Raw genomic sequence first — 25,755 nt, forward strand, 5'->3', positions numbered from 1 at the left:
CGCTGCATCACCATGACCTCAGCCGGTTCTCCGGGCCGCCGGGCGGCCCTGCTCGCCACCGCGGGCGCCGTCCTGTCCGCCTTCGTCCTCGGTGCGGGTACCGCGCCCGCACATGCCGGGGCCCATGTGACCGACGCGGCGACCGTCGTGCCGGTGCAGACCACAGGACCCACCGACAAGCGCTTCAACCTGGTGGTGCTCGGCGACGGTTACACGGCGCAGGAGATGCCCGAGTTCCGGGCGGACGTCGACAAGCATCTGAACGTGCTCTGGTCGACGGAGCCGTTCGCGTCCTACCGCTCGTACGTCAACGTATGGGCGGTAGAACTGCCGTCCGCCGAATCCGGCGTGGACTGCGATCCCGGCCTCGACGCCCCGCGCCGTGACACACCGCTCGGCATGGGGTTCTGGGGCGGGTGCAACGCGAACAGCGTCCAGCGGCTGCTCACGGTCGACAGCGGTGCGGCCACCGCGCTCGCGGACCTGGTGCCCGGCACGGCGAGTGCCAACCGGCAGATCGTGGCGCTCGCCAACAGCGACACGTACGGCGGCGCCGGCGGCACGTACGCCACAGCGTCGGGCGGCAACGCGCTGTCGGCCCTGATCACCCCGCACGAGATCGGCCATTCGCTGGGCAAGTTGCAGGACGAGTACGACTACTACGCACGCGGGGTCCCCGGCGGCACGTACACCGGCGGCGAGCCGGTCTCCGCGCACCACACGCTGCTCACGGAGGACCAGATGCGGCGGCAGCGCGCCAAGTGGTGGCGCTGGCTGGGCGAGGAGAGCGAGTCCGGCGGGGTCATCGGCCGCCATGAGGGCGGGATGTACAGCACCAAGGGCGTATGGCGGCCCAGCAGGCACTCGATGATGAAGACGCTCGGCTACCCCTTCGACCAGGTCGAACGCGAGATCATGGTGCAGAAGATCTCCGCCAAGGTGAACCTGGTCTCGGGCCACACGCCGAACACCGCCGCCATCGGCGACGACCGCACGGTGTGGGTGGACACGCTGCATCCGGTCGGCGGCGAACTCGACGTCGTCTGGCGGCTGGACGGCGAACGGCTGCGCGCAGCCGGTGACGCGCGCACGGTGGATCTGCGCCGGCTCGGGCTGAGGCCCGGGAGGCACACGCTGACGGCGACCGTCACCGACCCCACGCCGTTCGTCCGCGACCCGGCGATCCGGTCCTCCTCCGCGCTGACCCGTACCGTGACGTGGACGGTCGACACGTCCGTCACCACTCCCCCGGACGGGGTGACCCCGGCCTTCACGGGGCATACGGACACCGGCGTTCCGGTCGCCGCCGTCGCGGTCGTCCACGCGGACACCACCCACCCCGCCGACCGCCGAGTGACGGTGCGCTGGGCGATCGACGGCCGTCCGGTGGCCAACCCGGGCAACGACCGCGACCTGGACCTCGGCGCGCTGCGGCTGCGGCCCGGAACCCATGAGCTGACCGCCCGTATCCCCGGCACGAAGGCCTCGCTCACCTGGATCGTGGACGCCTCCCCGGCGACGGCGACGTACGAGGTGTCGAAGCCGCTGCGCACGGTGCACCGGCCCGGCAGGCCCGTGGAGTACGTGTACGACGGCCCGTTCACGATGAAGCTGACCGCCCGCGACGACCACGAGGGCCATGTGGTGAGCGAGTTCCGGGTCGACGGCGACGGCTGGCAGACGTACTACGGGTGGCCGACCGACGCGGACGCGCCCTACCGCTTCACACCCGGGGGCACGGTGATCGACGACCTGGTGTACGGCAAGCTCGGCACGCCCCGGGTGGTGCCCTGGGACGACGCGACACCGGACTACGGCACCCACACGGTCGAGTACCGGACGGTCGACTCCGCAGGGAACGTGTCCGCTGCCAAGAGCTTCCTGGTGACGCTGCTGCCCCCGCGGCAGCAGGTCAGCTGACCAGGAAGTCCGCCTTGCCCGCCTTCGCTCCCTGTATGAATGCCTCGATCTCCCCGGAGGTGTAGATCAGGGCCGGTCCGTCGGGGTCGGCGGACTGGCGCACCGCGACCCTGCCGTCGGCCAGCTTCATGGTCTCGACGCAGTTGCCGCCGTTGCCGCCGCTCCAGGGCTTGTGCCAGCCCTCCTCACCCAGCTCGGCGGCCGGCATTCCGTTGTATATGCGTTTCATTCACAGCTCCTTGCGGAGATCGTCGAGGATCTCCTTCGTGCGTTGTACTGTCGCGGCCTGAGCCGCCATGCGGTCCATGACCTCGAGGTGCGTGGCGACCTCGGGGCGCGCGTCGAGATAGACGGCGCCGGTCAGGTACTCGCTGTAGACCATGTCCGGGAGCTCGGCCACAGCGAACCGGAAGAGGACGAAGGGCCCGTACGTGCCGGGGTGGTGGCCGGCCGCGAAGTCGGCGATCTGCAAGGTGACGTTCGGCAGCCGTGCGCCCTCGAGCAGCTTCTCGATCTGGGCCTTCATCACCCCCGGCCCGCCGACGGGTCTGCGCAGCACCGTCTCGTCCATGATCACCCAGAGCTTGGGGGCGTCCGGCCGGGTCAGCAGGGACTGGCGCTCCATGCGCAGCGCCACATGGCGTTCGACGTCGTCCGGCTCCGTCTGGCCGATGGCTCCGCCGAGCATGATGGCCCTGGCGTAGTCCTCGGTCTGGAGCAGGCCGGGCACGAAGTGCGGTTCATACGCACGGATGAGGCTTGCGGCACCCTCCAGGCTGACGTACATGCTGAACCAGTTGGGCAGGACGTCATGGAAACGCTGCCACCAGCCGGGCTTGTTGGCCTCTTCGGCCAGCTCGACGAAACCGCGGGCCTCCTCGTCGCCTATCCCGTAGGCGCCGAGGAGCAGTTGGACGTAAGGGATCTTCAGCGCGACCTCGGCGGTCTCCATCCTGCGGATGGTGCCGGGGGCGACGCGGAGGACCTTGGCCGCTTCCTCGCGCTTGAGGCCTGCGCGCTCCCGCAGATCCTGGAGGCGTTTGCCGAGAACGACCTGCCCCACGGTGGGGGCGGACCGCGGTTCACTCACTTCGAGACCTCCCCACGTGCTTGTTTTGCGAGCAGTGTGCCACGGCACCCAGTCGATGAATATGCCCACTCTGAATTTTTCATAGTGGGGGTTGCCAATGTGACGGTTGCAGCGGGAGAGTGGTCGTGTGAACCGTGACGCGCTCGCCACCGAGCTCCTGGACTCCCTTGCGGGGACCGATCTCACCCGGTATGCCTTCGAGTTGCCGGCGCGCGCCGAACAGGTCTCCCGAGCAAGAAAGATGGTCTCCGCACGGCTGGAGAGCTGGGGCGTCGAGCAAGACGCCCACGACACCGCACTGCTCGTCCTCTCCGAGCTGTTCACCAACGCCATCGTGCACACCGGCGGCCATCTGGTCGGCTGCGAACTCCTCGTCGGCGCCGACCGGTTGCGCGTCACGGTGCAGGACCAGGGCGCCGCCACCACCGGCCCGCGCGTCTGCCACGGCGCGGAGGGCGAGCGCGGGCGGGGGCTGCTGCTCGTGGAAGCGGTGAGCCGCGCCTGGGGCACGTACGACGCCGCGCCGGGAGTGGGCCGCGCCGTCTGGGCCGAACTGCCCTTCGTACCGGCGTCCAGGGAAGGGGCGTCGGCGTCGGAGTGGCCGTGCTGAGGAACCTGGCGCCGCTCCTTTCGCGGGGCGTGCGCCACGACGACGCCGACCGCCTGAGCAGCCTCGAGGTCCCCTCCGCGCTCCCCACCACGCTGGGGTGCGACGCGGTCGGCGTCCCCGCACACTTCGGAATCCGCCTGCTCGTCCGGATGCGGAGCACCGGCTGCGTGTTCGCCGACGGCGCCTGGTGGTGGTGGATCGTCCCCGCGGGCTCCGACCTCGACCTGACCTGGCCGCTGCCGTCCCACTACGCCCGCGGGGCTCGGGTGCCCGCCAGCGGCGCCCGCCTGATCCGCCGGCCGGACGGCCCGAGCCCCTATACGCCGCCCATCCCGCTGTACCTGATGGCCTGTCAACTCACCGGCACCGCACCGCGTTGGCCGGCGGGCCTGACCGGCTCGGCACGGGGCTGAGCGGAGCCCCCGCGGAGGTCCGCCCGGCCGCCGGGCGATCCGCCGGGATAGGCTTCCTCGCATGTCAGAAGCGAATACGGGCCCCGAACGGCAGGGCCTCACACCGCGCCAGGCCCGCCGTGTCCGGATAGCCCTGTCGGCCGTCATCATGATCGCGGTGGGTGCCACGCTGGCGCTGCGGCTGGGCAGCACCCACTCGGTGATCACCGTGGGTTTCTACGGCATCGCCCTGATCCTCTCCGGCAGCGCGCTGGTCCTCAGCCGCGCTGGACGCACCCGGTGGGCCACCCTGGTCCTGGGCGTCGGCGTGGCGGTGGCGCTCGTCGCGGAGTGGGCGATCGCCTCGATGCGCTGAGCGGCCGGTCCGGTCCCGGCACCCGGTCGCGGGGCCGAGCCGTCGGACACAGGACGCCCGGTGTCCGAGGCGTGAGGCGGATCTGCGCCGGGTCCTCTCACAGCACGGGGACGAGCACTCCGGGATTGAGGATTCCGGCGGGGTCGAGTGCCGCCTTGGCAGCGGCCAGCGCGGCGGCGAACGGGTCCGGGCGCTGGACGTCGTACCAGGGGCGGTGATCACGGCCGACCGCATGATGATGAGTGATCGTGCCGCCGTTGTCGGCGATCGCCTCGGAAACAGCTGCCTTGATCTCGTCCCACTGGGCGACCATGCTCCCCCAGCGGCCAGGCGCGTAGATTCCGAAATACGGTGCCGGGCCGTCCGGGTAGACGTGGGTGAACCTGCAGGTCACCACACCGTCTTGACCGGTGACCCTGCGGATGGCGTCCCGGGCCGCCTGCGTGACGGCATGGTGCAGGTCTTCGTACCGGTCCCAGGTGCACGCCGTCTCGAAGGTCTCGGCGATCACCGAGTGCCGGGCGAGCGCGTCGCGCTGATAGGGCATCCGCAGGAAGGAGGAACGCCACGTGTCGCCCGTGCTCTCCGTGGCGGCATCGGCGATCTCGCCGCCGTGGTCCCGGCACAGCTCCTCGGCCCGGTCCAGTGACGTGCGCACCGGATGGTCCGCCGACTCGAACCCCAGGATCAGCACGCCGCCCCCGACGGCGACACCTGCGTTGATCAGCGCTTCGGCGGAATCGAGCAGCCGGCAGTTCGCCGGGTGCAGCCCGCTCTGCGCGATCGCCCGGGTTGCCGCCACCGCCGCCGTGCGGTCGGCGAAGTGCACAGAGGCCCTTGCGCGCCAACGGGGCCGTTCCTCCAGGCGCATCCACGCCTCGGTGATGACGCCCAGCGTGCCTTCGCTGCCGAGGAAGAGCCGGTCGGGCGACGGACCCGCCCCGGAACCCGGCAGCCGCCGCGATTCATTGATCCCCCTAGGAGTGACCACACGCATCGACTCGACCAGGTCGTCGACATGCGTGCGCAGCGTCGCGTAGTGGCCGCCTGCCCGGGTGGCCAGCCAGCCGCCCAGGGTGGAGAACTCGAACGACTGCGGGAAGTGCCTCAACGTCAGGCCGGAGGGGCGGAGTTGGTCCTCCAGACGCGGGCCGAACACGCCCGCCTGGATGCGCGCCGCCCGGCTCACGGGATCGATGTCGAGCACGCGGTCCAGACGCCCGAGGTCGATGGTGACCGCGGCACGGCCGTCGTCGAACCGGGGCTCGATTCCGCCGACGACCGAACTGCCGCCACCGTAGGCGATCGCGGCGATCCCGTCGCGGGCGCACCAGTCGAGCAGGTCGACCAGATCTCGTTCTCCTCGGGGCCGCGCCACCAGATCGGGCACGTGGCGCAGGTCCCCCCGCAGATTGCGCACCACGTCCCGGAACGCCTTGCCATGTGCGTGCCCGGCCCGGTCGGCCGGGTCGGCGGAACAGAGATCCGCGAGGGTGGCGGGGGCGGACACCCGGGGAGCGTGCAGCCCGAGCGCGGCGACGTCCGGAGGTTGATGGCCGGTCATGTCGCCCGGCGCCAGCATCCGGACCCTGCCCAGCAAGGCTCCCAACTCCGCGCCGGTCACGGCCTCCTCGACCGTGCCCCAGCCCCACCACGACCGTGTCATCGCCCACCCTCCGTAATTGACCTCCAGGTAAATTACCTGTCGGTCATACGTAGCGCTAGAGTGGGCGTGTGAACAAGGCCGGAACCAAGGGCGTCGCCCGCGCCGAACGGGAACAGCAGATCATCGGCGTCGCGATCGAAGAGTTGGGCGAAAGAGGCCACGCCCGCGCCTCCGTCATCGACATAGCCCGGCGGGCAGGCATTTCCAAGCCGCTGATCTACGGCTACTTCGGCTCCAAGGACGGCCTGTATCTGGCCTGCCTCAGCCATGTCGGTGACATGCTGGTCGAAGCCGTCGACGCCGCTCGAGCCCGCAGCGGCTCGCCCGATCACGCCTTGGACACGCTCGCCGCGATCTTCGACGCCGTCGGCACGTGCCGCCACGCATGGTCCGTCCTCTACGACCCGACGCTGCCGCCCGACGGCGAGATGCACGAGGCCGCGATGCGCTACCGGGCCCGGCTCGCCGATATCGGCGCCGCGGGCAGCGCGGACCTCCTCAGCCGCGCGGGGCACCGCGACCCGCTCGACCACGCGTTCCTCAACCACATATGGCAGTACGCCGTCACAGCCGTCATGCGCTGGTGGGTCGACCACCCCGAACAGTCACCTGCGGACATGACGGCCCGCTGTGCACGCGTCCTGTCCGCACTCACCCCGAACTGACGGAGCGGGATCCGAAGACCTGCCCCCGGGGGCCGGATCAGCCGCCGGAGACGGCCCGCAGATGGGTCTTGCCCCGGCGCACGCCGGGCACCGCGCTCGACCGGTTCTCCCTCAGGACCAGCGTCAGCCGGGTGTACTCCTTGTCCCGCAGGGTCGTCGGCGTCTCGTCGATGATCCTGCACTGGGTGCGTCCCCAGCGCGGGTCCGGATGGTGCACCGGCCGCACGGCTCCGTCGTGGTGGATCGCGAGCGCACCCACGGCGCTCATCCAGTGCGGCAGCCCGCACCGGTAGGCGGCGTCCATGATCGGGTCGTCGGTGATGTCGTCACGAATGGCTTGAAGCACATCGTCGTCGCCGTGCTTGTCGAGGGCCGCGGCCAGCTGCGCCATCAACGGCAGGCACCAGCTCGTCTCGTGCTCGCCGAGCACCGTACGCGCGTCGGGATGGAAGAGCACGAACCGCAGGAAGTTACGGTCCGGCATGGCCGTCGGGTGGGGTCCGATGCCACGGAAGAGGGCATCGAACGCGGGGTTGGTGTGGGCGACGTCCCAGCGCCGGTCGAAGAGCACGGAAGGCAGCGGCACCGCGTCCATCATCGTGGCGTAGTCCCGCAGATAGGCCAGCGTCTCGGGGTCCGAGGGCCCCTCCGGCCGCGACGGTGGCTGCGGCTCGGGCGGACGTACGGGCACCGGCGGCGGGACGGGCGCCGCGGGCCCGGACGGAGCCGGGCGGCGCACCGGCCGCGAGGGCGGCACCGGACCCGACGGCCTGACGGGCGTGTCGCCGCCGAAGGAGTCGTACGGCACCGGCGCGTCCCGGTCGACGGCGAGGCGCATCAGCCGCCCGCCCTGCTGGTCGTTGAGCTCCAGGGCGTCGATGAGGGCGCAGAGGGTGTCCTCGGGCCACTGCCGGCCCGGGGTGCGTTCCCAAGTGGCGTAGGTGTAGGCGGTGATGCCGAGGCGGGCCGCGACCTCCTCGAGGCTCAGGCCCAGTTCCTCACGGCGTCGCTTGAGGGCGTCCCCGAGTCGCTTCGTACGGGCCGTGGCCCGCGCGGCGCCGACGGGGCTGAGGCGTCCGTGGACACCCCGGCGTTCGACGCCCGCCTCATGTGTCATCGAGAACGCCACCCTTCTCGGAGCCGCCGCAAGTCCCGCTGCGTCAGCACCCTTTGGATCTTCACACCGCTTGGCGATCCTGCTACCGCGAACAAGGGGATGTCAACTATCGTGGCATTCCACGCCGCTGAGCGCTCAATTCGCGCCACAGCTGTGGCAAGACCTTGGCTGCCGTGACCTGAATGGGGTTAACTTCCGGCAGCCCCATAGGATGCGGGGCTATCTCGCGTGATCTAGGAGACCTACTGGTGACAGACGGCTTCTCGGTTCCGGGTCCGACGGCCACAGGCCCTCTGGCGGCATCGGTTGCCCGGGTCGCCGAACTTGCGGACAAGCTCGGAATGAGCCACAGCGAGGTCTTCGACGTCCAGAAGCTGTCCGAGGCGTCGGGGGTTCCCGCCGACGTCGTACGGGCCCTCCTCGACGGACGGCCGGCCGGCGAACCGGACCTCCAGGCACGTTTCCTGCAACGCTTCGACCTGCTGCGACGCACCCGGCTCAAGGCCAACGGCCGCCGGTACACCCAGCAGGAGATCGCCGACGGCGCGGGGATGTCGCGCCAGCAGGCGGGCGCGCTCATCAACGGCGACCGCCGGCCGACGATGGAACACTGTGACGCGATCCAGCGCTTCTTCAAGGTGCACGCCGGGTTCCTGACCGCCGACGACGCCGACGCGCTCGACAGCGCCCTCCAGCGCACGGAGCAGAGCCTGCTCCAGGACTACGCGGGCGACGGCGACCCGCTGGAGCGGCTGCTCCAGGACCACGGTGTACGCGGCATCGCCTGGCGCGCTGCGCAACTCCCCACCGACAAGCACCGGGACAAGGTGACCGAATGGCTCGACATGCTTCTGGAGAGCGTGAAACCGGCGCCTGACACCCCCACGGAGCCCTGATTTCCGGACAGGCTTGGATTTGTACGTGTCTCAACAGGTTCTGACGGGGAGGGGAGAGCGGTGAGCATAGGCAAAGAGATGCGCCGGCTGTGCGGCGAGCTGGTCGGCGGAATCGATCTGCCCGCACCGGCGGAACCCGCGGACCTCTACTCCGCCCTGTGCCGGGGCATGAGCAAACGCCGTGGCAGGCCCGTGCGTTACCGCATGGCGTCCTTCCCTCCGGGCACCGCCAGCGGGCTGTGGCTCGACATGGCCGAGCAGGACCTCGTGGTGATCGAGGAGCGCACCGCTCCCGACCATCAACTGGTAATTCTCGGCCATGAGCTGTGGCACATGAAGGCCGGACACTGCAGCCACCACGTCGAGGGCGCCGCCGTCGCCGCACGGCTGCTGTCCGACGAGGCCGACCTCCAGGCGACCGTCCTCAAGGTCGCCGCCCGTACCCGCTTCGACCAGGCCGAGGAGAACGAGGCCGAGAGCTTCGGCCTGCTGCTCGGCAGCAAGTGCCGTGCCTGGCTGGCCGGTTCGAACGGAAGAGGTCCGGTCCGCCGCGACGGGCTGGCCGGCCGCATCGAGGCGTCGCTGGGATACCGCGGGCCACAGGGCTGAGGCGTGAACGGACCGGACTACTACATTCCCGCAGCCGCCCTCGGAATCGCACTCGCGTTCAAGATTCCGGGAATGCGGCGCGACTGGCGCGACCCGCTCCTCCGGTCCGTCTGCGCCCTGCTCGTCCTCGGCGCGTCCACGTTCTTCTTCGCCGCGCCGCCCACCATCGCCGAGGTCAACCGCATCACCGGCGTCCCCAACATCTCGGCCCCGCTGGTCTACTGCATCCTGTCCGCGTTCAGCGCCTCCTGCCTGGTCCTCCTCGTCAACTGGCGCGGCGGGCCGCCCGAGGAGACCCGCCGGATCTCCCTGCGCTGGATGGGCGCGTACAGCGTCGTCGTCGTGGCGCTCATCGTGCTCTTCGCACTGGGCGACGCCCCGGTGGAACGGCTGCGGGACCTCGACACGTACTACGCCAGGACGCCGTACATACGCGAGATGATCGCGCTCTACCTGGCCGCCCACAGCGTCGCTGCCGTGGGCATGACCGTGCTCTGCTGGCGCTGGTCGCTGAAGGTCCGCGGCTGGCTCCGCGGCGGGCTCGTGACCATCGTCGTCGGATCGCTGTTCAACCTCGCCTACGGAGTCACCAAGTCGTCCGCCGTGGGCGCCCGCTGGGCCGGCCACGACTGGGACTACCTGTCCACGCTCGCCGCGCCGCCACTCGCCTCGGTCGGCGCGCTGCTGAGCGCCGTCGGCTTCGTACTGCCGCTCGCCGGCCAGCGGCTGTCCGACAGCTGGCACGCCTGGGCCGCCTACCGGCGGCTCGGGACGCTGTGGCGCGAGCTGCGTTCCGCCGCCCCGGACCACAGCCCCTCGGTGCGGATCTCGTGGCTCTCACCGGTCGAGCTGCGGGTGACGCAGCGGGAGTCCGACATCCACGACGGCATGCTCCAGCTCGACCCGTACTTCGACCGCGCCCTGCGGACGAACGCCTACGACCAGGCCGTCGCCGAAGGGGCGGACCCCCGGCAGGCGGACGCGATCGCGGACGCGGCGATGGTCGCCGCGGCCCTGCGGTCCCGCGCCGCCGACCCCGAGGGGCGGATAGTCAGGTCGGCAGAGGCCTACACCTCCGTCGCAGCCGCGGGACCGCGTGATCTGGTGCGCATGTCCCTCGCCCTGCGTCATTCACCCGTCGTCGCAGCAGCGCGTCTGCGTACGGCCAGGTCAGAGAGCGGCACCCTATGAGCAGCGATCCCGTGAGAACCACCAGGAACAAACCCCGCAGAGCCGTGGTGATCGGCGGCGGCCTGGCCGGCATGCTGACGGCCGGCGTCCTTCGCGACTATGCAGACGAGGTCACCGTCGTCGAGCGCGACGTCCTGCCGGAGGGGCCGCTGTCACGCAGGAGCCTCCCCCAGGCGCACCATGCGCACCTGCTGTGGTCGGGCGGGGCGCGGGCGATGGAGTCGCTGCTGCCCGGCATCACCGACCGCTGGCTCGCCGCGGGCGCCCGCCGGATCCCGCTGCCGACCGGGCTGGTGTCGATGTCGGCACAGGGCTGGTTCCGCCGCTTCCCGGAGATGCAGTTCCTCATCGCCTGCAGCCGCGACCTGCTCGACTGGGTCGTACGGGACCAGGTGCTCACGAGCCCCCGGATCACCGTCCTGCGGCGGACCGAACTGCTGGGCCTCGAGGGCGGCGCCGGCCGGGTCACCGGCGTACGGGTGCGCGGCGAAGACGCAGGCGAACGGGTGCTCCACGCCGACCTGGTCGTCGACGCGAGCGGCCGGGGGTCACGGGCCCCCGAGTGGCTGAAGGCGCTGGGCGTCGGCGACGTCCGGGAGGAGAAGGTCGACTCCGGGCTCGCCTACGCCAGCCGGATCTTCCGCGCCCCCGCGGGCTCGGAGGAGTACCCGGTCGTCAACGTGCAGGCCGACGCCCGTGAGCCCAGACCGGGCTGCACGGCCACGATCGTGCCCGTCGAGGGCGGCAGGTGGCTGGTGACGCTGTCCGGCACGCGCGGTGGGCAGCCGACGAACGCCGCCGACGAGTTCGAGGACTTCGCACGCTCCGTCCGCCACCCCGTCGTCGCCGATCTCATCGCCCACGCCGAACCGCTGACGGACGTCGTCGTCTCCCGGAGCACCGTCAACCGCCGGCGCTACTACGAGAAGCTGCGCGACTGGCCGGAGGGCTTCGTCGCCGTCGGCGACTCGGTCGCCACCTACAACCCCGTCTACGGGCACGGCATGTCGGTCGCCGCCCAGGGCGTCCTCGCGCTGCGGCGGGCGCTGGCCCTGCACGGCACGGTCTCCCCCGGGCTCGCCCGCCGCGTGCAGCGCTCGCTCGCCGGGCCGGTCGGCACGGCGTGGGACCTGGCCACCGGACAGGACATCCTCTACCCCGGGGCGATCGGCAAGGACCCGGGCGCCGCGGCGAAGGTGCTCCGGACTTACGTCGACCGGCTGATGCTCACCGCGACGGGACGGCCACTCGTCGCCAAGGCCCTGTTCGACGTGATGACGCTGTCCGCGCCGACCAGTTCACTGCTGAAGCCGGAGATCGCGCTGGCGGTGCTCCGCGGCCCGGCGCTGAAGCCGCTGACCGGGCCGCCGCTGAGCGACGACGAGCTGCGCATCGCGAAGGAACCGCGCGGCGAGCGGGAGGCGGACCCGGCCGACGCCTGACGCGGCGGGGATCGGCGAGTGGCACGTCACAGGCATCGCCTAGGCTCAGCGGCAATATGAACGGCAATCACTCAGGCAGAGCCCGCGCCGGGACGGGCGGCCGGACTCCGATGGAGCCGAAGGCCGACCGCGAGACCGTGCGCCGGCACAACCTCAGCCTGGTCCTGCGCACGGTCCGCGACCAGGTCGAGGCCACCCGCGCCGGTGTCGCGGCACGCGTGGGGCTGACCCGAGCCGCCGTCTCCTCGCTGGTCGAGCAGCTGATCGAGAGCGGCTTCCTGTCCGAGTCGGGCAAGACGTTCAGCGGCCAGGCGGGCCGGCCGGGCACGGTGCTCAAGGTCGCGCGCACCGGCCTCGCGGGCATCGGCGTCGAGATCAACGTCGACTACGTGGCGGTGTGCGTCGTCGACCTCGCCGGCACGGACCGGGTGCGGCTCGTGGAGCATCTGGACAACCGGGGCGCCGCGCCGGCGGAGGTGTTCGGCCGCGCCGCCCGGATCGCGGCCCGCGCGCTGGAGTCGGCGACCGAGCAGGAACTGCGTCCGGTCGGCGCGGAGCTGGCCCTGCCGGGCCTGATCTCCGGTGGCTCGGTGCTCCAGGCGCCCAACCTCGGCTGGACCTCCGTACCGGCACAGACCCCGTTCGCCGAGGCCCTCGCCGCGCTGCGGCCGGGGCTGCCCGCCCTGCCGGTCCGCTCAGAGAACGAGGCGAACCTCGCCGCTCTCGCCGAGCTGTGGTTCGGCGGCCTCGGCGACGTGCGCAGCTTCCTGTACCTGACGGGCGAGATCGGGGTCGGCGGCGCGCTGGTGCTGGACGGTGAACTGCTGCGCGGAGCGAACGGGTTCGCAGGCGAGATCGGCCATGTCGCCGTCTCGGACGACGGCCCGCTGTGCCGGTGCGGATCCCGCGGCTGCCTGGAGCAGTACGCCGGCCAGGCCGCGCTGCTGCGCGCCGCCGGCCTCGACGAACGCGCCGGCGCGGCGGGCATGGCGGAGCTGGAGCACCGTGCCCGCACGGGCGACGACGCGGCGCTCGCCGCGTTGTCCGGGGCGGGCAGGGCGCTGGGGCGCGCGCTGTCCGGCGCGGTGAATCTCTTCGACCCGGACGCGGTCGTGCTCGGCGGCGTCTACCGGCCCCTGATGCCGTGGCTGGGCCCGCCGACGGGCGCGGAGCTGGAGGCCCGCGTGGTCTCCGGCCTGTGGTCCCCGACGAGCGCCCGCCTGCGGGCGTCCTCCCCCGCCGCGGACGCCGCCCGGGGGGCGGCGGCCCTCGTCGTCCAGGACGTCCTGGCCGACCCGGTGGCGTACGCGCCGCGCCCGCCTGTGTGACGGAGCGCCCGCCCCCGCGCAGCGGTCACCCGGGCACCTCGGTCAGGGCATGGACCGCAGGGGCGGGTGCTGCGTCGTGATGCCGGAGGGCTGGAGCAGCGGCGGCGGTTCCGGGCCGGGATCCTCGGTGACGACGACGCCGGCGGCAGCATGGTCGAATCCGGCGGGCCAACGGGTGCGCTCACTGGCCACCGCGCCGGTCAGACGTGCCTGAAGAAGGTCGGCCGTGCTCAGGTCGGTGCCGCGCAGGTCGGCCAGGCGCAGGTCTGCGCTGCGGAAGACGGCGCCGCCCGCGTCGGCCTTGCGCAGGTTCGCCTCGCGCAGGTCGGCCTCGGTGAAGTCCGCGTCCCGCAGGTCGCTCTCGACCAGCCGTGCGCCCCGCAGGTCGGCAAGGACGCAGCGGGCCCGGCGCAGGATCGCCGTCTTGAGGTCGGCGTGCCGCAGGTTGACCGAGACGAGAGACGCCTGCGTCAGGTTGGCGTGGTACAGGCCCGCCGCCTCCATGCAGGACCGGTCGAGGTTGACCTCGTGCAGCCACAGCCCGTCGCAGTCGGCCCGGCGCAGGTCCGTGACGCCGAGGTTGACCCAGGACTGTTCCCGGGGGTGCAGAAGCAGCACTCCGAGCCCGGTGAGCGCCACCTGGGCGTCGGCGGCGCGGACCTCCAGCGGAACGACGTCGTTGACGGGCACGTCCGCTGCCGGAGCCTGCGGCCCGGTGGGCGGCCAGGGCAGATGTGTCCGCAGGTACGCGGCCTGGATGGAGATGACGGCCTCGCGGTCGCGGGCGGAGTACTCCGCGATCCGCCACAGCGCGTGGAGTCCGCCGATGCGTGTCTCCAGCTTGTCGCTGCCGAGCTGGTCGACGGCCGTGCTGAACCGGTCGGTGAGATAACCCTCCTGGGTCGCGCGCAAGCCGTCCTGGCTGACGCGTAGTTGCCGCCACGTGGCGTACGCGCCGAACAGCAGGACCATTCCGCCGACGGCCTGCAGCAACGTCGTACGGACGTCGTTGACCGCTTTGAGCCGGTCCTGCGCGGCCACGCTCGCCCCGGCGAGATCATGGTCGACGACGACGCCCGGCAGGATGATCAGCACCGCGCCCAGAACGGCCGGCACCGCTGTCCCGGCCAGCAGGGCGACGACGGCACGACGTATGACCGGTCGTTCGCGCACCGGCCTGCGGCCACGGCCGGGCCCCCCTGTCTCCATGGGCATGGAAGCTTAGGCCACCGACGGGCCGCCATGGCTTTTTGGGGGCGGAACGGGTCAGCGCTCGAGCAGCCGTTGGCCCGGCCGCCTCCAGACGGCCCTGCCGTCGAGTTCCCCGAGCAGGTCTGCCGCGCCCCGGGTCGCCCGGTGGGGGACACCGGGCGAAGCGCGTTACCGGGCCCGGTCCTAGCGCGTAGGCGTCACACCGCGGCATGCGGCGGCGTCGCCCCCGCATGCGTCAGGGGCAGGCCGAGCTGGGCCCGTTCGGTGACCCACCGCGTCGGGCGGTAGCGCGGATCGCCCGTCGTCCCGTACAGGGCGCGGTGCAGCGCCAGCATCCGGGCCGCGCCGGTCCTCTCGCCCCAGGCGAGCGGGCCGTGCGGGTAGCCGAGGCCGGCGGTGACGGCGAGATCGATGTCGGCGGGCGCGGCGATCGCACGCTCGGCGATCGACGCCGCGACCGAGACGATGGACGCGAGCAGCCGTTGGGCGACCGATCCGGCGGTGTCGCGCACGACGGACACGGGTACGGGCACGACGTCGTCGGACCGGGCCAGCACGGCGCGTGCGTCGCGTACCGCCTCCGGGTCACAGGCGGGTGTCATGGCGAGCACCCGCCGGCGCGTCTCCAGGGAGAGCGGGTCGACACCGAGCGTGCGCCCCCCGGGCAGGCCGAGCTCCGCGACGGCCGCCGCGACCGTGGTTCCCCACACGGGCACGAGCACCACGGCGCGGTCGCCGGGCCGTACCCCCTCGTCGAGAACCGCCCCGGCGGCACGCAGGACGCGGCGTACTTCTTGCGCGTCCGGCGCGTCGCCGGGCACATGGACCGGCCGGGCGGCGTCGCCGGTGACCGGCGGCTCCGCGGGGGTGCCGGGCGCGTCGGGGCCGTAGTCGTAGAAGCCGCGGCCGGTCTTGCGGCCGTGCAGCCCGGCGGCCACCCGGTTCGGTGTGAGGTACGACGGGCGGAGGCGCTCCGAGTGGCGGAATCCCTGCCAGACCGTGTCGATGACGGAGGCGGTGACGTCGAGCCCGGTGAGGTCGGTGAGCTCGAAGGGGCCCATGCGCAGCCCGAGTACGTCACGGGCGATCCGGTCGATACCGGACGCGTCGGCGACGTCCTCCTCCAGCAGGGCCAGCGCCTCGGTGATCAGGCCGCGCCCCGCGTGGTTGACGAGGAAGCCCGGGGTGTCGGCGACGACGACCGCGCGGTGTCCGCTCTTCTCCACGAGATCGACGAGGAACGGCACCACGGCGGGGCGGGTGGCGGCGCCGGGGATCACCTCGGCGATCCTCATCAGTGGTACGGGGTTGAAGAAGTGCAGCCCGGCCAGCCGCGTCGGGTCGGCCAGTCCGGCCGCGATCCGGGTGACGGACAGCGAGGAGGTATTGGTCGCGAAGACCGCCGACGCCGGCAGGACCTTCTCCAGGCCCGTGAAGAGCTCGGTCTTGACCGCCAGGTCCTCCAGCACCGCCTCGACGACGAGGCCGACGCCGTCGCCGGGAGCCAGCGGGGACCGCAGCGGAACCAGCCGGTCCACCGCGGCGGCGGCGTCCTCGGCGGAGGTGCGCCCCTTCTCGACGGCGCGGCCGAGCATCCCGGTGACGAAGCCGACGGCCTCGTCCACGGTCTCCGGCCGGGCGTCGGCCAGTTCGACGGTGTGTCCGGCGGTGACGGCCCACTGGGCGATCCCCCGGCCCATGACCCCGGCCCCGACGACCCTGATGCGCATACGGTTTCCTCGTCCCTTGTTCCTCGTGTCCGGCGCGTGCAGGCGGCGCGTGCGTGCGCGTGTGCGTGGTGCGCGTGCGTGTGCGCGTGCGCACGGCCGCGCGTCTCGACGTCTGCGCGCCCTCAGGTCGAAACGGCCGCGCGTCTCGACGTCCACGCGGCCCGCTGGCCGCGCGGCCGTGTCTCAGCGCAGATAGACGCGGCCGGGGTCGACGTCCTCCCGGAGCAGCCGCAGTTCGTCCGCGGTAGGCGGTTCGACGGTGGCGACCTCGTCGGCGACCTGGAGGTCCCAGCCGGTGGCGGCCCGGACCTGGTCGACGGTGACGCCCGGATGCACGGCGACCAGCCGCAGCTCCTCCCCCGCGCCCGCGCGGGCGAGGATGCCCAGGTCGGTGATGACGCGGGTGACTCCCGCGCCGCGCGGCGTGATGCCGTCGGCGAGCGCTCTGTCGGGGCCGGGCGAGGTGCAGAAGTCGAGTTCGGCCATGAACGAGCGGGGATCGTGACGGCGCATCACCACGAACACCTCGCCCGAGTTGGCCATGACCTCCATGGCTCCCCCGGAGCCGGGGAGGCGGACCTTCGGCCTGTCCCAGTCGCCGATGACGGAGGAGTTGAGGTTGCCGTGGCGGTCGATCTGGGCGGCGCCGAGGAAGCCGACGTCGATGTGTCCGCCCTGGAGCACCGAGCCGAAGAGGGTGGCCATGGACAGGACGGCCTCGGCGCCGGTGATGAGGACAGCGTCGGCGATCGTCTCCGGCAGCTGCGAGGGGTGCGCGCCGCAGACCCCAGACTCGTAGACGATCTCGAGGCGTGGCGCGACGGTGAGGTGGGCGAGCGAGGCGGCCAGGGTGGGCAGGCCGATCCCGGCGAACACGGTCCGTCGCCCGGCGAGTTCACGGGAGGCGACCACGGAGAGGAGCTCCGAGGAGGTCGCGGTGCCGGCGGCTGTCATCTTCTTCTCTCCGTCGTTCGGTCCGTCGGTCGGTGGCGCGGTCACAGCCGTCGTCCGTAGTTCACGGGCAGGCTCATCGCCTCGCCCACGGCCAGTCCGGCCCAGAACTCCTCGCCCTGCTTGGCGACGTACTCGGCGTGGTCGCGGGTGCCGTACACCCATTCGGCCATCCAGTCCCGCAGCCGGGCGGGGTCCTTGCTGATGTGCGACCAGGACCGGTAGAAGGCGTTGTCCCGGTCGTAGTAGCCCTGGGCGAAGGACGGGTGGGCGCCGCGCGGGCAGGCGACGACGGCATGGACCGCGTGCGAGGGGATGACGGTCCGGTTGGGGTCGGAGCGCACCACCTCGTCCTCGACGATCTCCTCCACCACCACGACGGCCTTCTTCGCGGCGTAGACCGCCTCTGCCTGGACGCCGGTGAGGCCCCAGACCTGGGTGTTGCCGGAGCGGTCCGCGCGCTGCGCGTGGACGATGGTCACGTCCGGGTTGACCGGCGGGACCACGTAGATCTCCTCCGTGGCACCGTCCGGGCCGGGATAGGGCGAAGTGACCTTGCGGATCCCCGGGTTGACCGAGGGGAGGTCGCTTCCGGCGTAGGAGCGCAGCGGGTGGAAGGGAAGGCGCTGGGCGCCGGCGAGATAGCGGCAGATCATCCCGTAATGGCTGTACTCCTCGAACTCCAGCGGCTCGGGATCGGCGGTCTCGATGCGCCGCCGCAGCTCTCCGAGCGAGCCGGCAGAGGAGTTGCCGACGAAGGAGGAGACCAGCTTGGTGACGCAGCCGCCCGCGAGCAGCTGGTCCACCACGATGTCCGCCGTCATCCGCACCACCGTGAGGTTCCTGCGGCCCTGGCGGATGATCTCGTGGCCGGCGGCCGTCGGGATGAGATGGGTGAAGCCTTCGAGGGACACCGTGTCGCCGTCGTGCACGAACGAGGCGATCGCGTCCTTCATCGTCATGGTCTTGTCCACGGCCCACACGCTGCCAGCCCCATTGATTACTGTCCAATACCAAATTAAGGTCGCATTGAGACGCCAGGAGAAATAGCCACCGGGCGTCCAGTGGAATCCGGATGGAACGGAACGGGACGGCCGTGGAACTGCGCTATCTGACCTCCTTTCTCGCGGTCGCCGAGGAACTGCACTTCGGCCGCGCCGCCAGACGGCTCCAGATGGCTCAGCCGCCGCTGAGCCAGCAGATCCGCCAGCTGGAGCGCGAGCTCGGCGTCCAGTTGTTCGAGCGCAACACCCGCTCGGTACGGCTCACCAGCGCGGGGCAGTCCTTCCTCAAGCCGGTACGCACGGTCCTGGACGATCTGGACATCGCCGTACGCGTGGCGAAGGCGGCGGGCCAAGGAGAGTACGGGCGGGTCACCGTCGGCTTCGCCGGCGCCTCCTCGCACCACACCCTGCCCCTGCTCACCCGGGCGGTCCGGGCCGCCCATCCCGGCCTGGAGCTGGTCATGCAGGGCCAGACCTACGCCGACGTCGCCCTGGCCAAGGTCGCGGACGGTTCGCTCGACCTGGGCTTCGTGCGCCTGCCCGCCGGCCGGCCCGGTGTCGAGACGCGGGTGATCGGCGAGGAGGAGCTGCTGTGCGCGCTGCCGCAGGACCATCCCCTCGCGAGCCGTGAGCGGATCGCGGTGGCCGACCTGGCCGCGGAGCCGTTCGTGAGCTTCCCCGCCAACGCCGGCTCCACGCTGCGCGATGCCACCTTCCGCGCGTGCGAGGACGCCGGTTTCCATCCACGGGTGGTGCAGGAGGCCCCCGACTCGTACACGATCCTCGCGCTGGTGGCGGCGGGCGTGGGCGTGACGCTCACCCTCTCCTCCTGTCTGCACATCCAGCAGACGGGCTTGGTGCACCGTCCGCTGGACGGCCCGCCGACCCGTCTCCAGGCCGCGCTCGCCTGGCGCACCGACAATCCGTCGGCGGCCCTGCGCAGTGTGCTGGCGGTGGCCGCCGAGGCGCTGCCGACACCCGCCGGACCGGCCGGCATGCCGCGCGACTGATCCCCCACCGTCCTGCGCCACTGATCCCACCGCCCTGCGCGATTGATTCTCCCGCCGTCTCAATCGGCCCCCGATCGGATATTGGACCGGACGCGGCGGCCGGTGGAAGGGTCGGCAGAGCATCACCCGCCCGTACCCAGGAAGGCCACCGCATGTCCGGTCAGCCCGATGTCGTCATCTGCGAACCGCTCCGCACCCCGATCGGCAGATTCGGCGGCGCCCTCGCGAGCCTGCGTCCCGCCGCTCTCGCGGCGCACGTGATCGCGGAGGTGGTCCGCCGCACCGGCATCGCCCCCGGCCAGGTCGACGAGGTGATCCTCGGTCACGCCTACCCGACGTCCGACGCCCCGGCGATCGGCCGGGTGGCCGCCCTGGACGCCGGGCTGCCGGTGTCCGTGACCGGGGTCCAGGTCGACCGCCGCTGCGGCTCGGGCCTTCAGGCCGTGCTGGACGCGGCCATGCAGATCCGGGCCGGCTTCAGCGACGTGGTGATCGCCGGCGGCGTCGAGGTGATGAGCGCGGCGCCGTACTACACCCACGACGGCCGCTGGGGCATCAAGGGCCCCGGCCTTCAGCTGCACGACTCGCTCGCACGCGGCAGAGTGACCGCCGGCGGCGTCAACCACCCGGTGCCCGGCGGCATGATCGAGACCGCGGAGAACCTCCGCCGTGAGTACGGGATCAGCCGGGAGGACCAGGACGCCTTGGCGCTCCGCTCCCAGCAGCGGGCCGGGCGGGCCATCGGGACCGGGCTGTTCGACGACGAGATCGTGCCCGTGCCCGTACGCGGCCGTAAGGGCGAGGCGCTGGTCTCTGCGGACGAGCACCCGCGCCCGGACACCACGGCGGAGAAGCTCGCCTCGCTGCGGCCCCTCACCATCGGCTCGGACCCGGAGGCGACGGTCACGGCTGGCAACGCCAGCGGGCAGAACGACGCGGCGGCGGCCTGCCTGGTGACGAGCGCCGAGACCGCGGAACGGCTGGGCCTGACCCCGATGGTGCGGCTGGTGTCCTTCGCCCGGGCCGGGGTGCCCGCCGGGACGATGGGCATCGGCCCCGTACCGGCGACCCGGGCTGCGCTGGAGCGGGCAGGGCTGAAGCTCGCCGACCTGGACCTGATCGAGCTGAACGAGGCCTTCGCCGCGCAGGTCCTGGCCTGCACCCGGGAGCTCGGGCTTTCGGAGGCCGACCACGAGCGGATCAACGTCAACGGCTCCGGCATCTCGCTGGGCCACCCGGTGGGCGCCACGGGAGGCCGCATCCTGGCGACCCTGGCCCACGAGATGCGCCGCCGTGAGGCCCGCTACGGGCTGGAGACCATGTGCATCGGCGGCGGGCAGGGCCTGGCGGCCGTCTTCGAGCGCGTGACGGCCTGACCGTGACGGCCTGACCCGCGAAACGGCACGCAGAACGGCACCGCAGCGCCCACGCGCGCCGGCGAGGCCCGGGTGACACGGTCACCCGGGCCTCGCCGGCGCCGGCATGGAACGATGCGTTCCGGCCGCCCGATCCAGACGCGAAACCTCTCACTGCGGCAGCTATTCGGTATTGGACCCGTCTAGGTTCCGACTGGCAGCGTTACGCCAGTCACGACGGGAGGCCCCACACGCCGGGACGGCGCCCCCCTCCCGCTCCCCCTGATCACTGTCCCCTGGGAGCCGCAGCATGAGTGCGTCCACCGCACGCGAGCAGAAGAGAACCGCCAACCGAGCGGGGCTGGGAGCCTTCATAGGCTCCACCATCGAATGGTTCGACTTCTACATCTACGGAACGGCCGCGGCCCTCGTCTTCGACGAGGTCTTCTTCCCCGAGCTCGAAGGCCCGTTGGGCACCCTCGTCGCGTTCGCGACGTTCTGGGTGGGCTTCCTCGCCCGCCCGCTCGGCGGCATCATCTTCGGCCACTTCGGCGACCGGCTCGGCCGTAAGAAGACCCTCGTCATCACCCTGCTGATGATGGGCATCGCCACGACCCTCATCGGTCTGCTGCCCGGCTACTCCTCGATCGGTGTCGCGGCCCCGATCCTGCTGGTGTGCATCCGCATGGTGCAGGGCATCGGACTCGGCGGCGAGTGGGGCGGTTCCGTGCTGATCGCCTCCGAGCACGCCCCCAAGGGCAAGTCCATCCTCTACGGCGCCTTCGCCCAGCAGGGCTCCCCCGTCGGCAACACCCTCAGCACCGTCAGCTTCCTGGCGATCAGTCAGCTGCCGAACGACGACTTCGTCTCCTGGGGATGGCGCATCCCCTTCCTCGCCTCAGCGGTCCTCGTCTTCGTCGGCCTGTTCGTGCGGATGCGGGTCGCCGAGTCGCCGGCCATGGCCAAGGCCATCAAGACCAAGAACGTCTCCAAGCTGCCGCTCACCGAAGTGCTGCGCACCCAGCCGACGCTGATCCTGCTCGGCATCGGCGCCTGCACGATCGGCCTCTCCGCCACCTACTTCAAGTCGACGTTCGCCCTCTCCTGGGCCACCAGCAGCCTGGACTTCGACCGCAGCTCGTTCCTCACGATCATCCTGGTCGCCAACGTCGTCCAGGTCCTGGTGCAGCCCTTCGGCGCCGTGCTGGCGACGCGGATGAAGAGCATGACCCGCGCGGTCTGCGTGATGCTGCTCCCCGAGATCGTCCTCCTGCCGCTGATGTTCATCCTCATCGGCACCGAGAACTACACCCTCGCGATGATCGGCGTCTCCGTCGCCACGATCCCGCACTGCCTGTACTACGCGGCCCTCGCCGGAATGCTCGCGAGCCGCTTCCCCGCGAACGTCCGCTACACCGGCATCTCCCTCTGCTACCAGCTGTGCGGCACGATCCTCGGCGGCACCACCCCGATCGTCGGCCAGTCCCTGCTGAACTGGACCGGCTCGATCACCGCGGTCATCTTCTACGCGGTCTTCCAGGTGCTGCTCACCCTCGGCTGCATGGTGCTGATCCTGCGCCGCCCCAACCACGACGAACTCGCGGACGAACCGGCGGCGCAGCCCGCACCGGGCACGACCGCCGCCGTCACGACGACGGCCTGAACAGGAGGCGGCAGACATCATGGCCCCCCTCATCGTCGACGGCATCCCCGAGATCAGCGCACTGACCGGCCACGACCTCGGCCACTCCCGGTGGCGCGAGGTCACCCAGGACCTGATCGACATGTTTGCCGCCGTCTCCGGCGACCACCAGTGGATCCACACGGACACCGAGCGCGCGGCGCAAGGCCCCTACGGCGGGACCATCGCCCACGGGTACATGGTCCTCAGCTGGGGCATCCCGATGTTCGCCGAACTGCTCCAGGTCACGGGAGTGGGCATGGCGCTCAACTACGGCGTCAACAAGGTCCGCTTCCCCTCCCCCGTCCCGGCCGGCAGCCGGGTCCGCCTCCACGCGACGATCACGTCGGTGGTCCCGGTCGAACGCGGCGGGGTGAGCATGACGCGGGCGTTCACGTTCGAACGGGAGGGCTCAACGAAGCCGGCGTGCGTGGCGGCGTCGCTGACGCACTTCTATCCGTGACGAGGGGTGGGTCGTGGGGGCGCTGCGCAGGGCCGCTTCCCCACCCCGCCGCTCCCCGAACCGGGCTCCGCCCGGACCCGGTACCGCGCTCCGCGCGGTGACCTCGATCGCCGGACGGGCTGGATTTCGCTGCGCGAAAACAGCCTCGCCGGCAACTTCGGCCCCGTCGGCTTTCGAGGCGCGGGAGTACGGGGGCGGCGCCCCCCAGACGGGGCCGTCAGCCCCCCGCCGCCCCCTCCACCGCCGACGACACCCGCTCCCACGTCTCCGTGTCCCGCTCCACCGCCTCCAGTTCCGTCCCGGAGCCCGCTCCCCAGTCCGCCGCCAGTGCCACCGGGTCCGCTCCGGTCGCCGCCGCCGCGGCCAGCGCCGAGGCGCCGAGGGCGACGAGTTCGCCGCTCGCGGGGATCAGCAGGGGGCGGCCCGACAGACGGCGCACGGTCTCCACCCAGTGGCGGCCGTTCGCCCCGCCGCCCACCAGCCTGAGGGGGCGCGCGGCGGTCCCGGGGTCCGCCGGGTCCTGGCCGCAGGCGCGCATGACCTCGTCGAGAGCGCGCAGGACGGTCACGGCGGCCCCTTCGTAGGCCGCGCCGAGGATCTGCTGGCGGGTGGTCGTGTGACGCAGGCCGGTCAGCATGCCGGACGCGCCCGGCAGGTCGGGCGTCCGTTCGCCGTCGAGGTACGGCAGCAGGACGACCTCGCCGCCCGCCTCGGCGGCCTCCCGGTCCAGGCCCAGCAGGGACGCGACCTTGTCGACGGCGAGGGTGCAGTTCAGGGTGCAGGCGAGCGGCAGGTACGTGCCGTCCGCCGCGGCGAACCCGGCGAGCGCCGGTGACGCGGGGCGTGTGCGGGTCGCGGCGAACACGGTGCCCGATGTGCCGAGGCTGAGGGCCGGGTGGTCGAGCAGTCCCGCTCCGCCGAGCCCGAGGCCGACCGCCGCGGCCATGTTGTCGCCGGTTCCTGCGGCGACGGCGATCCCGGCGGGCAGGCCGAGCCGCTCCGCGGCGGCGGGCGTGAGCGAGCCGACGCGGGTGGCGCCGGTCGGCGCGACGGTCGGCAAAAGCGCCGGGTCGAGGCCGACGAGGTCCAGCAGGGCCGGGTCGTACGCGCCGGTCGCGGTCGAGTACCAGCAGGTGCCGGAGGCGTCGCCGGGGTCGGTGGCGGCGACACCGGAGAGGCGTTCGGTGAGGAAGTCGTGCGGCAGGCGGACCGCCGCCGCGGCGTCAGCGGCGGCAGGCTCGTTCTCCCGCAGCCACTGCCACTTGGCGGCCGTCATGGAGGCGACGGGGACGGAGCCCGTGCGGGCGGTCCATGCCTCGGGGCCGCCGAGTGCCTCGGTGAGGGCGGCGGCCTGCGGCGCGGAACGGGTGTCGTTCCAGAGCAGGGCGGGCCGCAGGGGGGCGCCGGCGCGGTCGAGGACGACGAGGCCGTGCTGCTGTCCGGCGACCGCGATGCCGGTGACGGCGGCCGGTTCGATGCCGAGCGCCGCCAGTTCCTTGAGGCCAGCGGCGACGGCGGCCGCGAGGGCCTGCCACCACACCTCGGGGTCGCTCTCCCGTGCGCCGTTCTCGCCGGTGACGTGGTGGGACGCCCTGCCGACGGCGAGGAGCCGTCCGCTGGTGACGTCGGTGAACGCCGCTTTCGTGGACTGTGTGGAGCTGTCCACCCCGATGACGACCGCGTTCGCCGGCATTGCCGCACCTCTCCCATGAGCTCGTGCGCGGCCATTTGGCCGAGCTGGAAACAAATTACGTCACGCGCCCGCGCGACAACAGTGCCCGGGGGTCTTCTGTGATCGGGGGTCGGCATGCATTATTAGTAAGGTCAGAAAACAAACCAGTGATCCAAGGCGGACATGGCCATGACGGAACGCTTCACCCCCACCCCCGAGGACAAGTTCAGCTTCGGCCTCTGGACGGTCGGCTGGCAGGGCCGGGACCCGTTCGGGGACGCGACCCGGCCGCACCTGGACCCTGCGGAGTCCGTCCGGCGGCTCGCCGACCTCGGCGCGTACGGTGTGACCTTCCACGACGACGACCTGATCCCCTTCGGGTCGAACGACAGTGAGCGCGAGGCGCACATCAAGCGCTTCCGCGAGGCGCTGGACGCCACCGGCCTCATCGTGCCGATGGCGACGACCAACCTCTTCACCCACCCGGTCTTCAAGGACGGCGGCTTCACCGCCAACGACCGTGACGTGCGCCGGTACGCGCTGCGCAAGACCATCCGCAACATCGACCTGGCCGTGGAGCTGGGCGCGCAGACATACGTGGCCTGGGGCGGCCGCGAGGGCGCGGAGTCCGGTGGCGCCAAGGACGTGCGCGTCGCACTGGACCGGATGAAGGAAGCCTTCGACCTGCTCGGCGAGTACGTCACGGAGCAGGGCTACGACCTGCGCTTCGCCATCGAGCCCAAGCCGAACGAGCCGCGCGGCGACATCCTGCTCCCGACGGTCGGCCACGCGCTGGCGTTCATCGAGCGGCTGGAGCGCCCGGAGCTGTACGGCGTCAACCCGGAGGTCGGCCACGAGCAGATGGCCGGGCTCAACTTCCCGCACTCCATCGCGCAGGCGCTGTGGGCGGACAAGCTCTTCCACATCGACCTGAACGGCCAGAGCGGCATCAAGTACGACCAGGACCTGCGCTTCGGCGCCGGTGACCTGCGATCCGCGTTCTGGCTGGTCGATCTGCTGGAGACGGCCGGTTACGCGGGCCCTCGGCACTTCGACTTCAAGCCGCCGCGGACCGAGGACTTCGACGGCGTGTGGGAGTCGGCGGCCGGCTGCATGCGCAACTACCTGATCCTCAAGGAGCGTGCCGCGGCCTTCCGCGCCGATCCCGCGGTCCGCGAGGCACTGCGTGCCTCACGCCTGGACGAGCTGGCGCGGCCGACGGCGGACGACGGGCTGGCGGCGCTGCTGGCGGACCGGACCGCGTTCGAGGACTACGACGTGGACGCCGCCGCCGAGCGCGGGATGGCGTTCGAGCGCCTCGACCAGCTGGCGATGGACCACCTGCTCGGAGCGCGCTGACCGCACGCGCACGCGG

Annotated in this window: 24 protein-coding genes; 15 read left to right on the plus strand and 9 right to left on the minus strand. The window is 71.9% G+C overall.

Features of this window, described 5'->3' with window-relative positions; genetic code table 11:
* Positions 1-12: 12 nt before the first annotated feature.
* Positions 13-1,920 (plus strand): M64 family metallopeptidase, encoded by a 1,908-nt coding sequence (locus ACIPJI_RS21490; protein WP_402248046.1) that lies wholly within the window; start codon positions 13-15, stop codon positions 1,918-1,920.
* Here the strand turns inward: ACIPJI_RS21490 and ACIPJI_RS21495 are convergent.
* Positions 1,913-2,149 carry a DUF397 domain-containing protein gene (locus ACIPJI_RS21495; RefSeq protein ID WP_307709497.1) on the minus strand — a complete coding sequence of 79 codons (237 nt, stop codon included), beginning with the start codon at positions 2,147-2,149 and terminating at the stop codon, positions 1,913-1,915. The two genes, ACIPJI_RS21490 and ACIPJI_RS21495, sit on opposite strands and share 8 nt — an antisense overlap.
* Positions 2,150-3,010 carry a helix-turn-helix domain-containing protein gene (locus ACIPJI_RS21500; RefSeq protein WP_402248048.1) on the minus strand — a complete coding sequence of 287 codons (861 nt, stop codon included), beginning with the start codon at positions 3,008-3,010 and terminating at the stop codon, positions 2,150-2,152.
* A 127-nt stretch (positions 3,011-3,137) separates the two neighbouring features.
* On the opposite strand from ACIPJI_RS21500, the gene ACIPJI_RS21505 reads away from it, so the two are divergent.
* From ACIPJI_RS21505 to ACIPJI_RS21515, 3 genes are all read left to right on the plus strand, one after another.
* Entirely contained in the window at positions 3,138-3,620 is a 483-nt protein-coding gene (locus ACIPJI_RS21505; RefSeq protein ID WP_307709495.1) for an ATP-binding protein, read from the plus strand.
* Positions 3,614-4,033, plus strand: a complete 420-nt coding sequence (locus ACIPJI_RS21510) for a hypothetical protein (protein ID WP_402248050.1) — start codon at positions 3,614-3,616, stop codon at positions 4,031-4,033. Before ACIPJI_RS21505 ends, ACIPJI_RS21510 begins: the two co-directional genes overlap by 7 nt.
* A 61-nt stretch (positions 4,034-4,094) precedes the next feature.
* Entirely contained in the window at positions 4,095-4,388 is a 294-nt protein-coding gene (locus tag ACIPJI_RS21515) for a hypothetical protein (RefSeq protein WP_307709494.1), read from the plus strand.
* A gap of 97 nt (positions 4,389-4,485) precedes the next feature.
* On the opposite strand, the gene ACIPJI_RS21520 is transcribed toward ACIPJI_RS21515, so the two are convergent.
* Positions 4,486-6,054, minus strand: a complete 1,569-nt coding sequence (locus tag ACIPJI_RS21520) for an FAD-binding oxidoreductase (protein ID WP_402248052.1) — start codon at positions 6,052-6,054, stop codon at positions 4,486-4,488.
* A 68-nt stretch (positions 6,055-6,122) separates the two neighbouring features.
* On the opposite strand from ACIPJI_RS21520, the gene ACIPJI_RS21525 reads away from it, so the two are divergent.
* The gene (locus ACIPJI_RS21525) at positions 6,123-6,719 is read left to right on the plus strand and encodes a TetR/AcrR family transcriptional regulator (protein WP_402248054.1); all 597 of its coding nucleotides are present in this window, start codon (positions 6,123-6,125) and stop codon (positions 6,717-6,719) included.
* A 37-nt stretch (positions 6,720-6,756) separates the two neighbouring features.
* Here the strand turns inward: ACIPJI_RS21525 and ACIPJI_RS21530 are convergent, their stop codons facing one another.
* Positions 6,757-7,836, minus strand: coding sequence for a helix-turn-helix domain-containing protein (locus ACIPJI_RS21530; RefSeq protein ID WP_356619695.1), 1,080 nt, complete (start codon positions 7,834-7,836; stop codon positions 6,757-6,759).
* Between the two features lie 248 nt (positions 7,837-8,084).
* On the opposite strand from ACIPJI_RS21530, the gene ACIPJI_RS21535 reads away from it, so the two are divergent.
* The 5 genes from ACIPJI_RS21535 (at position 8,085) to ACIPJI_RS21555 (ending at position 13,302) form a co-directional block, all read left to right on the plus strand.
* Positions 8,085-8,732, plus strand: a complete 648-nt coding sequence (locus tag ACIPJI_RS21535; RefSeq protein WP_307709490.1) for a helix-turn-helix transcriptional regulator — start codon at positions 8,085-8,087, stop codon at positions 8,730-8,732.
* 78 nt (positions 8,733-8,810) lie between these two features.
* On the plus strand, positions 8,811-9,341 hold the full coding sequence (locus tag ACIPJI_RS21540) for a hypothetical protein (protein ID WP_005309191.1): 531 nt from the start codon (positions 8,811-8,813) through the stop codon (positions 9,339-9,341).
* 3 nt (positions 9,342-9,344) lie between these two features.
* The gene (locus tag ACIPJI_RS21545) at positions 9,345-10,532 is read left to right on the plus strand and encodes an MAB_1171c family putative transporter (protein WP_307709489.1); all 1,188 of its coding nucleotides are present in this window, start codon (positions 9,345-9,347) and stop codon (positions 10,530-10,532) included.
* Positions 10,529-11,974 (plus strand): FAD-dependent oxidoreductase, encoded by a 1,446-nt coding sequence (locus ACIPJI_RS21550; protein WP_402248056.1) that lies wholly within the window; start codon positions 10,529-10,531, stop codon positions 11,972-11,974. Before ACIPJI_RS21545 ends, ACIPJI_RS21550 begins: the two co-directional genes overlap by 4 nt.
* Positions 11,975-12,030: 56 nt before the next feature.
* Positions 12,031-13,302: an ROK family protein gene (locus ACIPJI_RS21555; RefSeq protein WP_402248058.1), complete on the plus strand. Its 1,272-nt coding sequence runs from the start codon at positions 12,031-12,033 to the stop codon at positions 13,300-13,302.
* Positions 13,303-13,344: 42 nt separating this feature from the next.
* On the opposite strand, the gene ACIPJI_RS21560 is transcribed toward ACIPJI_RS21555, so the two are convergent.
* The 4 genes from ACIPJI_RS21560 to ACIPJI_RS21575 form a co-directional block, all read right to left on the minus strand.
* Positions 13,345-14,511, minus strand: a complete 1,167-nt coding sequence (locus tag ACIPJI_RS21560) for a pentapeptide repeat-containing protein (protein ID WP_402248060.1) — start codon at positions 14,509-14,511, stop codon at positions 13,345-13,347.
* Positions 14,512-14,711: 200 nt separating this feature from the next.
* Complete coding sequence (locus ACIPJI_RS21565; protein ID WP_402248062.1) at positions 14,712-16,244, minus strand: 3-hydroxyacyl-CoA dehydrogenase; 1,533 nt, start codon at positions 16,242-16,244, stop codon at positions 14,712-14,714.
* 183 nt (positions 16,245-16,427) lie between these two features.
* Positions 16,428-17,198 (minus strand): CoA-transferase, encoded by a 771-nt coding sequence (locus ACIPJI_RS21570; protein ID WP_356619710.1) that lies wholly within the window; start codon positions 17,196-17,198, stop codon positions 16,428-16,430.
* 41 nt (positions 17,199-17,239) lie between these two features.
* The gene (locus ACIPJI_RS21575; RefSeq protein ID WP_373465436.1) at positions 17,240-18,157 is read right to left on the minus strand and encodes a CoA transferase subunit A; all 918 of its coding nucleotides are present in this window, start codon (positions 18,155-18,157) and stop codon (positions 17,240-17,242) included.
* 134 nt (positions 18,158-18,291) lie between these two features.
* Between ACIPJI_RS21575 and ACIPJI_RS21580 the strand changes: the two genes are divergently transcribed.
* The 4 genes from ACIPJI_RS21580 (at position 18,292) to ACIPJI_RS21595 (ending at position 22,708) form a co-directional block, all read left to right on the plus strand.
* A complete protein-coding gene (locus ACIPJI_RS21580) occupies positions 18,292-19,209 on the plus strand; it encodes a LysR family transcriptional regulator (RefSeq protein ID WP_402248247.1) in 918 nt (305 codons plus the stop codon).
* 152 nt (positions 19,210-19,361) lie between these two features.
* A complete protein-coding gene (locus tag ACIPJI_RS21585) occupies positions 19,362-20,585 on the plus strand; it encodes an acetyl-CoA C-acetyltransferase (RefSeq protein ID WP_402248064.1) in 1,224 nt (407 codons plus the stop codon).
* 289 nt (positions 20,586-20,874) lie between these two features.
* Positions 20,875-22,227, plus strand: a complete 1,353-nt coding sequence (locus tag ACIPJI_RS21590) for an MFS transporter (RefSeq protein WP_356619714.1) — start codon at positions 20,875-20,877, stop codon at positions 22,225-22,227.
* Positions 22,228-22,246: 19 nt separating this feature from the next.
* Positions 22,247-22,708 carry a MaoC family dehydratase gene (locus tag ACIPJI_RS21595; RefSeq protein WP_356619716.1) on the plus strand — a complete coding sequence of 154 codons (462 nt, stop codon included), beginning with the start codon at positions 22,247-22,249 and terminating at the stop codon, positions 22,706-22,708.
* A gap of 217 nt (positions 22,709-22,925) precedes the next feature.
* On the opposite strand, the gene xylB is transcribed toward ACIPJI_RS21595, so the two are convergent.
* Positions 22,926-24,401: a xylulokinase gene (gene xylB / locus ACIPJI_RS21600; protein ID WP_356619718.1), complete on the minus strand. Its 1,476-nt coding sequence runs from the start codon at positions 24,399-24,401 to the stop codon at positions 22,926-22,928.
* Between the two features lie 168 nt (positions 24,402-24,569).
* On the opposite strand from xylB, the gene xylA reads away from it, so the two are divergent.
* Positions 24,570-25,739 carry a xylose isomerase gene (xylA, locus tag ACIPJI_RS21605; RefSeq protein ID WP_356619720.1) on the plus strand — a complete coding sequence of 390 codons (1,170 nt, stop codon included), beginning with the start codon at positions 24,570-24,572 and terminating at the stop codon, positions 25,737-25,739.
* Positions 25,740-25,755 lie beyond the last annotated feature (16 nt).

It is taken from the genome of Streptomyces sp. NPDC086835 (genome assembly GCF_044745705.1).
In the GTDB taxonomy this organism is placed as follows: Bacteria; Actinomycetota; Actinomycetes; order Streptomycetales; family Streptomycetaceae; genus Streptomyces.

Coding starts and splice junctions, on each gene's coding strand:
- ACIPJI_RS21490 (WP_402248046.1), top strand. CDS start 13: ATGACCTCAGCCGGTTCTCCGGGCCGCCGGGCGGCCCTGCTCGCCACC.
- ACIPJI_RS21495 (WP_307709497.1), bottom strand. CDS start 2,149: ATGAAACGCATATACAACGGAATGCCGGCCGCCGAGCTGGGTGAGGAG.
- ACIPJI_RS21515 (WP_307709494.1), top strand. CDS start 4,095: ATGTCAGAAGCGAATACGGGCCCCGAACGGCAGGGCCTCACACCGCGC.
- ACIPJI_RS21520 (WP_402248052.1), bottom strand. CDS start 6,054: ATGACACGGTCGTGGTGGGGCTGGGGCACGGTCGAGGAGGCCGTGACC.
- ACIPJI_RS21530 (WP_356619695.1), bottom strand. CDS start 7,836: ATGACACATGAGGCGGGCGTCGAACGCCGGGGTGTCCACGGACGCCTC.
- ACIPJI_RS21540 (WP_005309191.1), top strand. CDS start 8,811: ATGCGCCGGCTGTGCGGCGAGCTGGTCGGCGGAATCGATCTGCCCGCA.
- ACIPJI_RS21550 (WP_402248056.1), top strand. CDS start 10,529: ATGAGCAGCGATCCCGTGAGAACCACCAGGAACAAACCCCGCAGAGCC.
- ACIPJI_RS21555 (WP_402248058.1), top strand. CDS start 12,031: ATGAACGGCAATCACTCAGGCAGAGCCCGCGCCGGGACGGGCGGCCGG.
- ACIPJI_RS21560 (WP_402248060.1), bottom strand. CDS start 14,511: ATGGAGACAGGGGGGCCCGGCCGTGGCCGCAGGCCGGTGCGCGAACGA.
- ACIPJI_RS21565 (WP_402248062.1), bottom strand. CDS start 16,244: ATGCGCATCAGGGTCGTCGGGGCCGGGGTCATGGGCCGGGGGATCGCC.
- ACIPJI_RS21570 (WP_356619710.1), bottom strand. CDS start 17,198: ATGACAGCCGCCGGCACCGCGACCTCCTCGGAGCTCCTCTCCGTGGTC.
- ACIPJI_RS21575 (WP_373465436.1), bottom strand. CDS start 18,157: ATGACGATGAAGGACGCGATCGCCTCGTTCGTGCACGACGGCGACACG.
- ACIPJI_RS21585 (WP_402248064.1), top strand. CDS start 19,362: ATGTCCGGTCAGCCCGATGTCGTCATCTGCGAACCGCTCCGCACCCCG.
- ACIPJI_RS21590 (WP_356619714.1), top strand. CDS start 20,875: ATGAGTGCGTCCACCGCACGCGAGCAGAAGAGAACCGCCAACCGAGCG.
- ACIPJI_RS21595 (WP_356619716.1), top strand. CDS start 22,247: ATGGCCCCCCTCATCGTCGACGGCATCCCCGAGATCAGCGCACTGACC.
- xylB (WP_356619718.1), bottom strand. CDS start 24,401: ATGCCGGCGAACGCGGTCGTCATCGGGGTGGACAGCTCCACACAGTCC.
- xylA (WP_356619720.1), top strand. CDS start 24,570: ATGACGGAACGCTTCACCCCCACCCCCGAGGACAAGTTCAGCTTCGGC.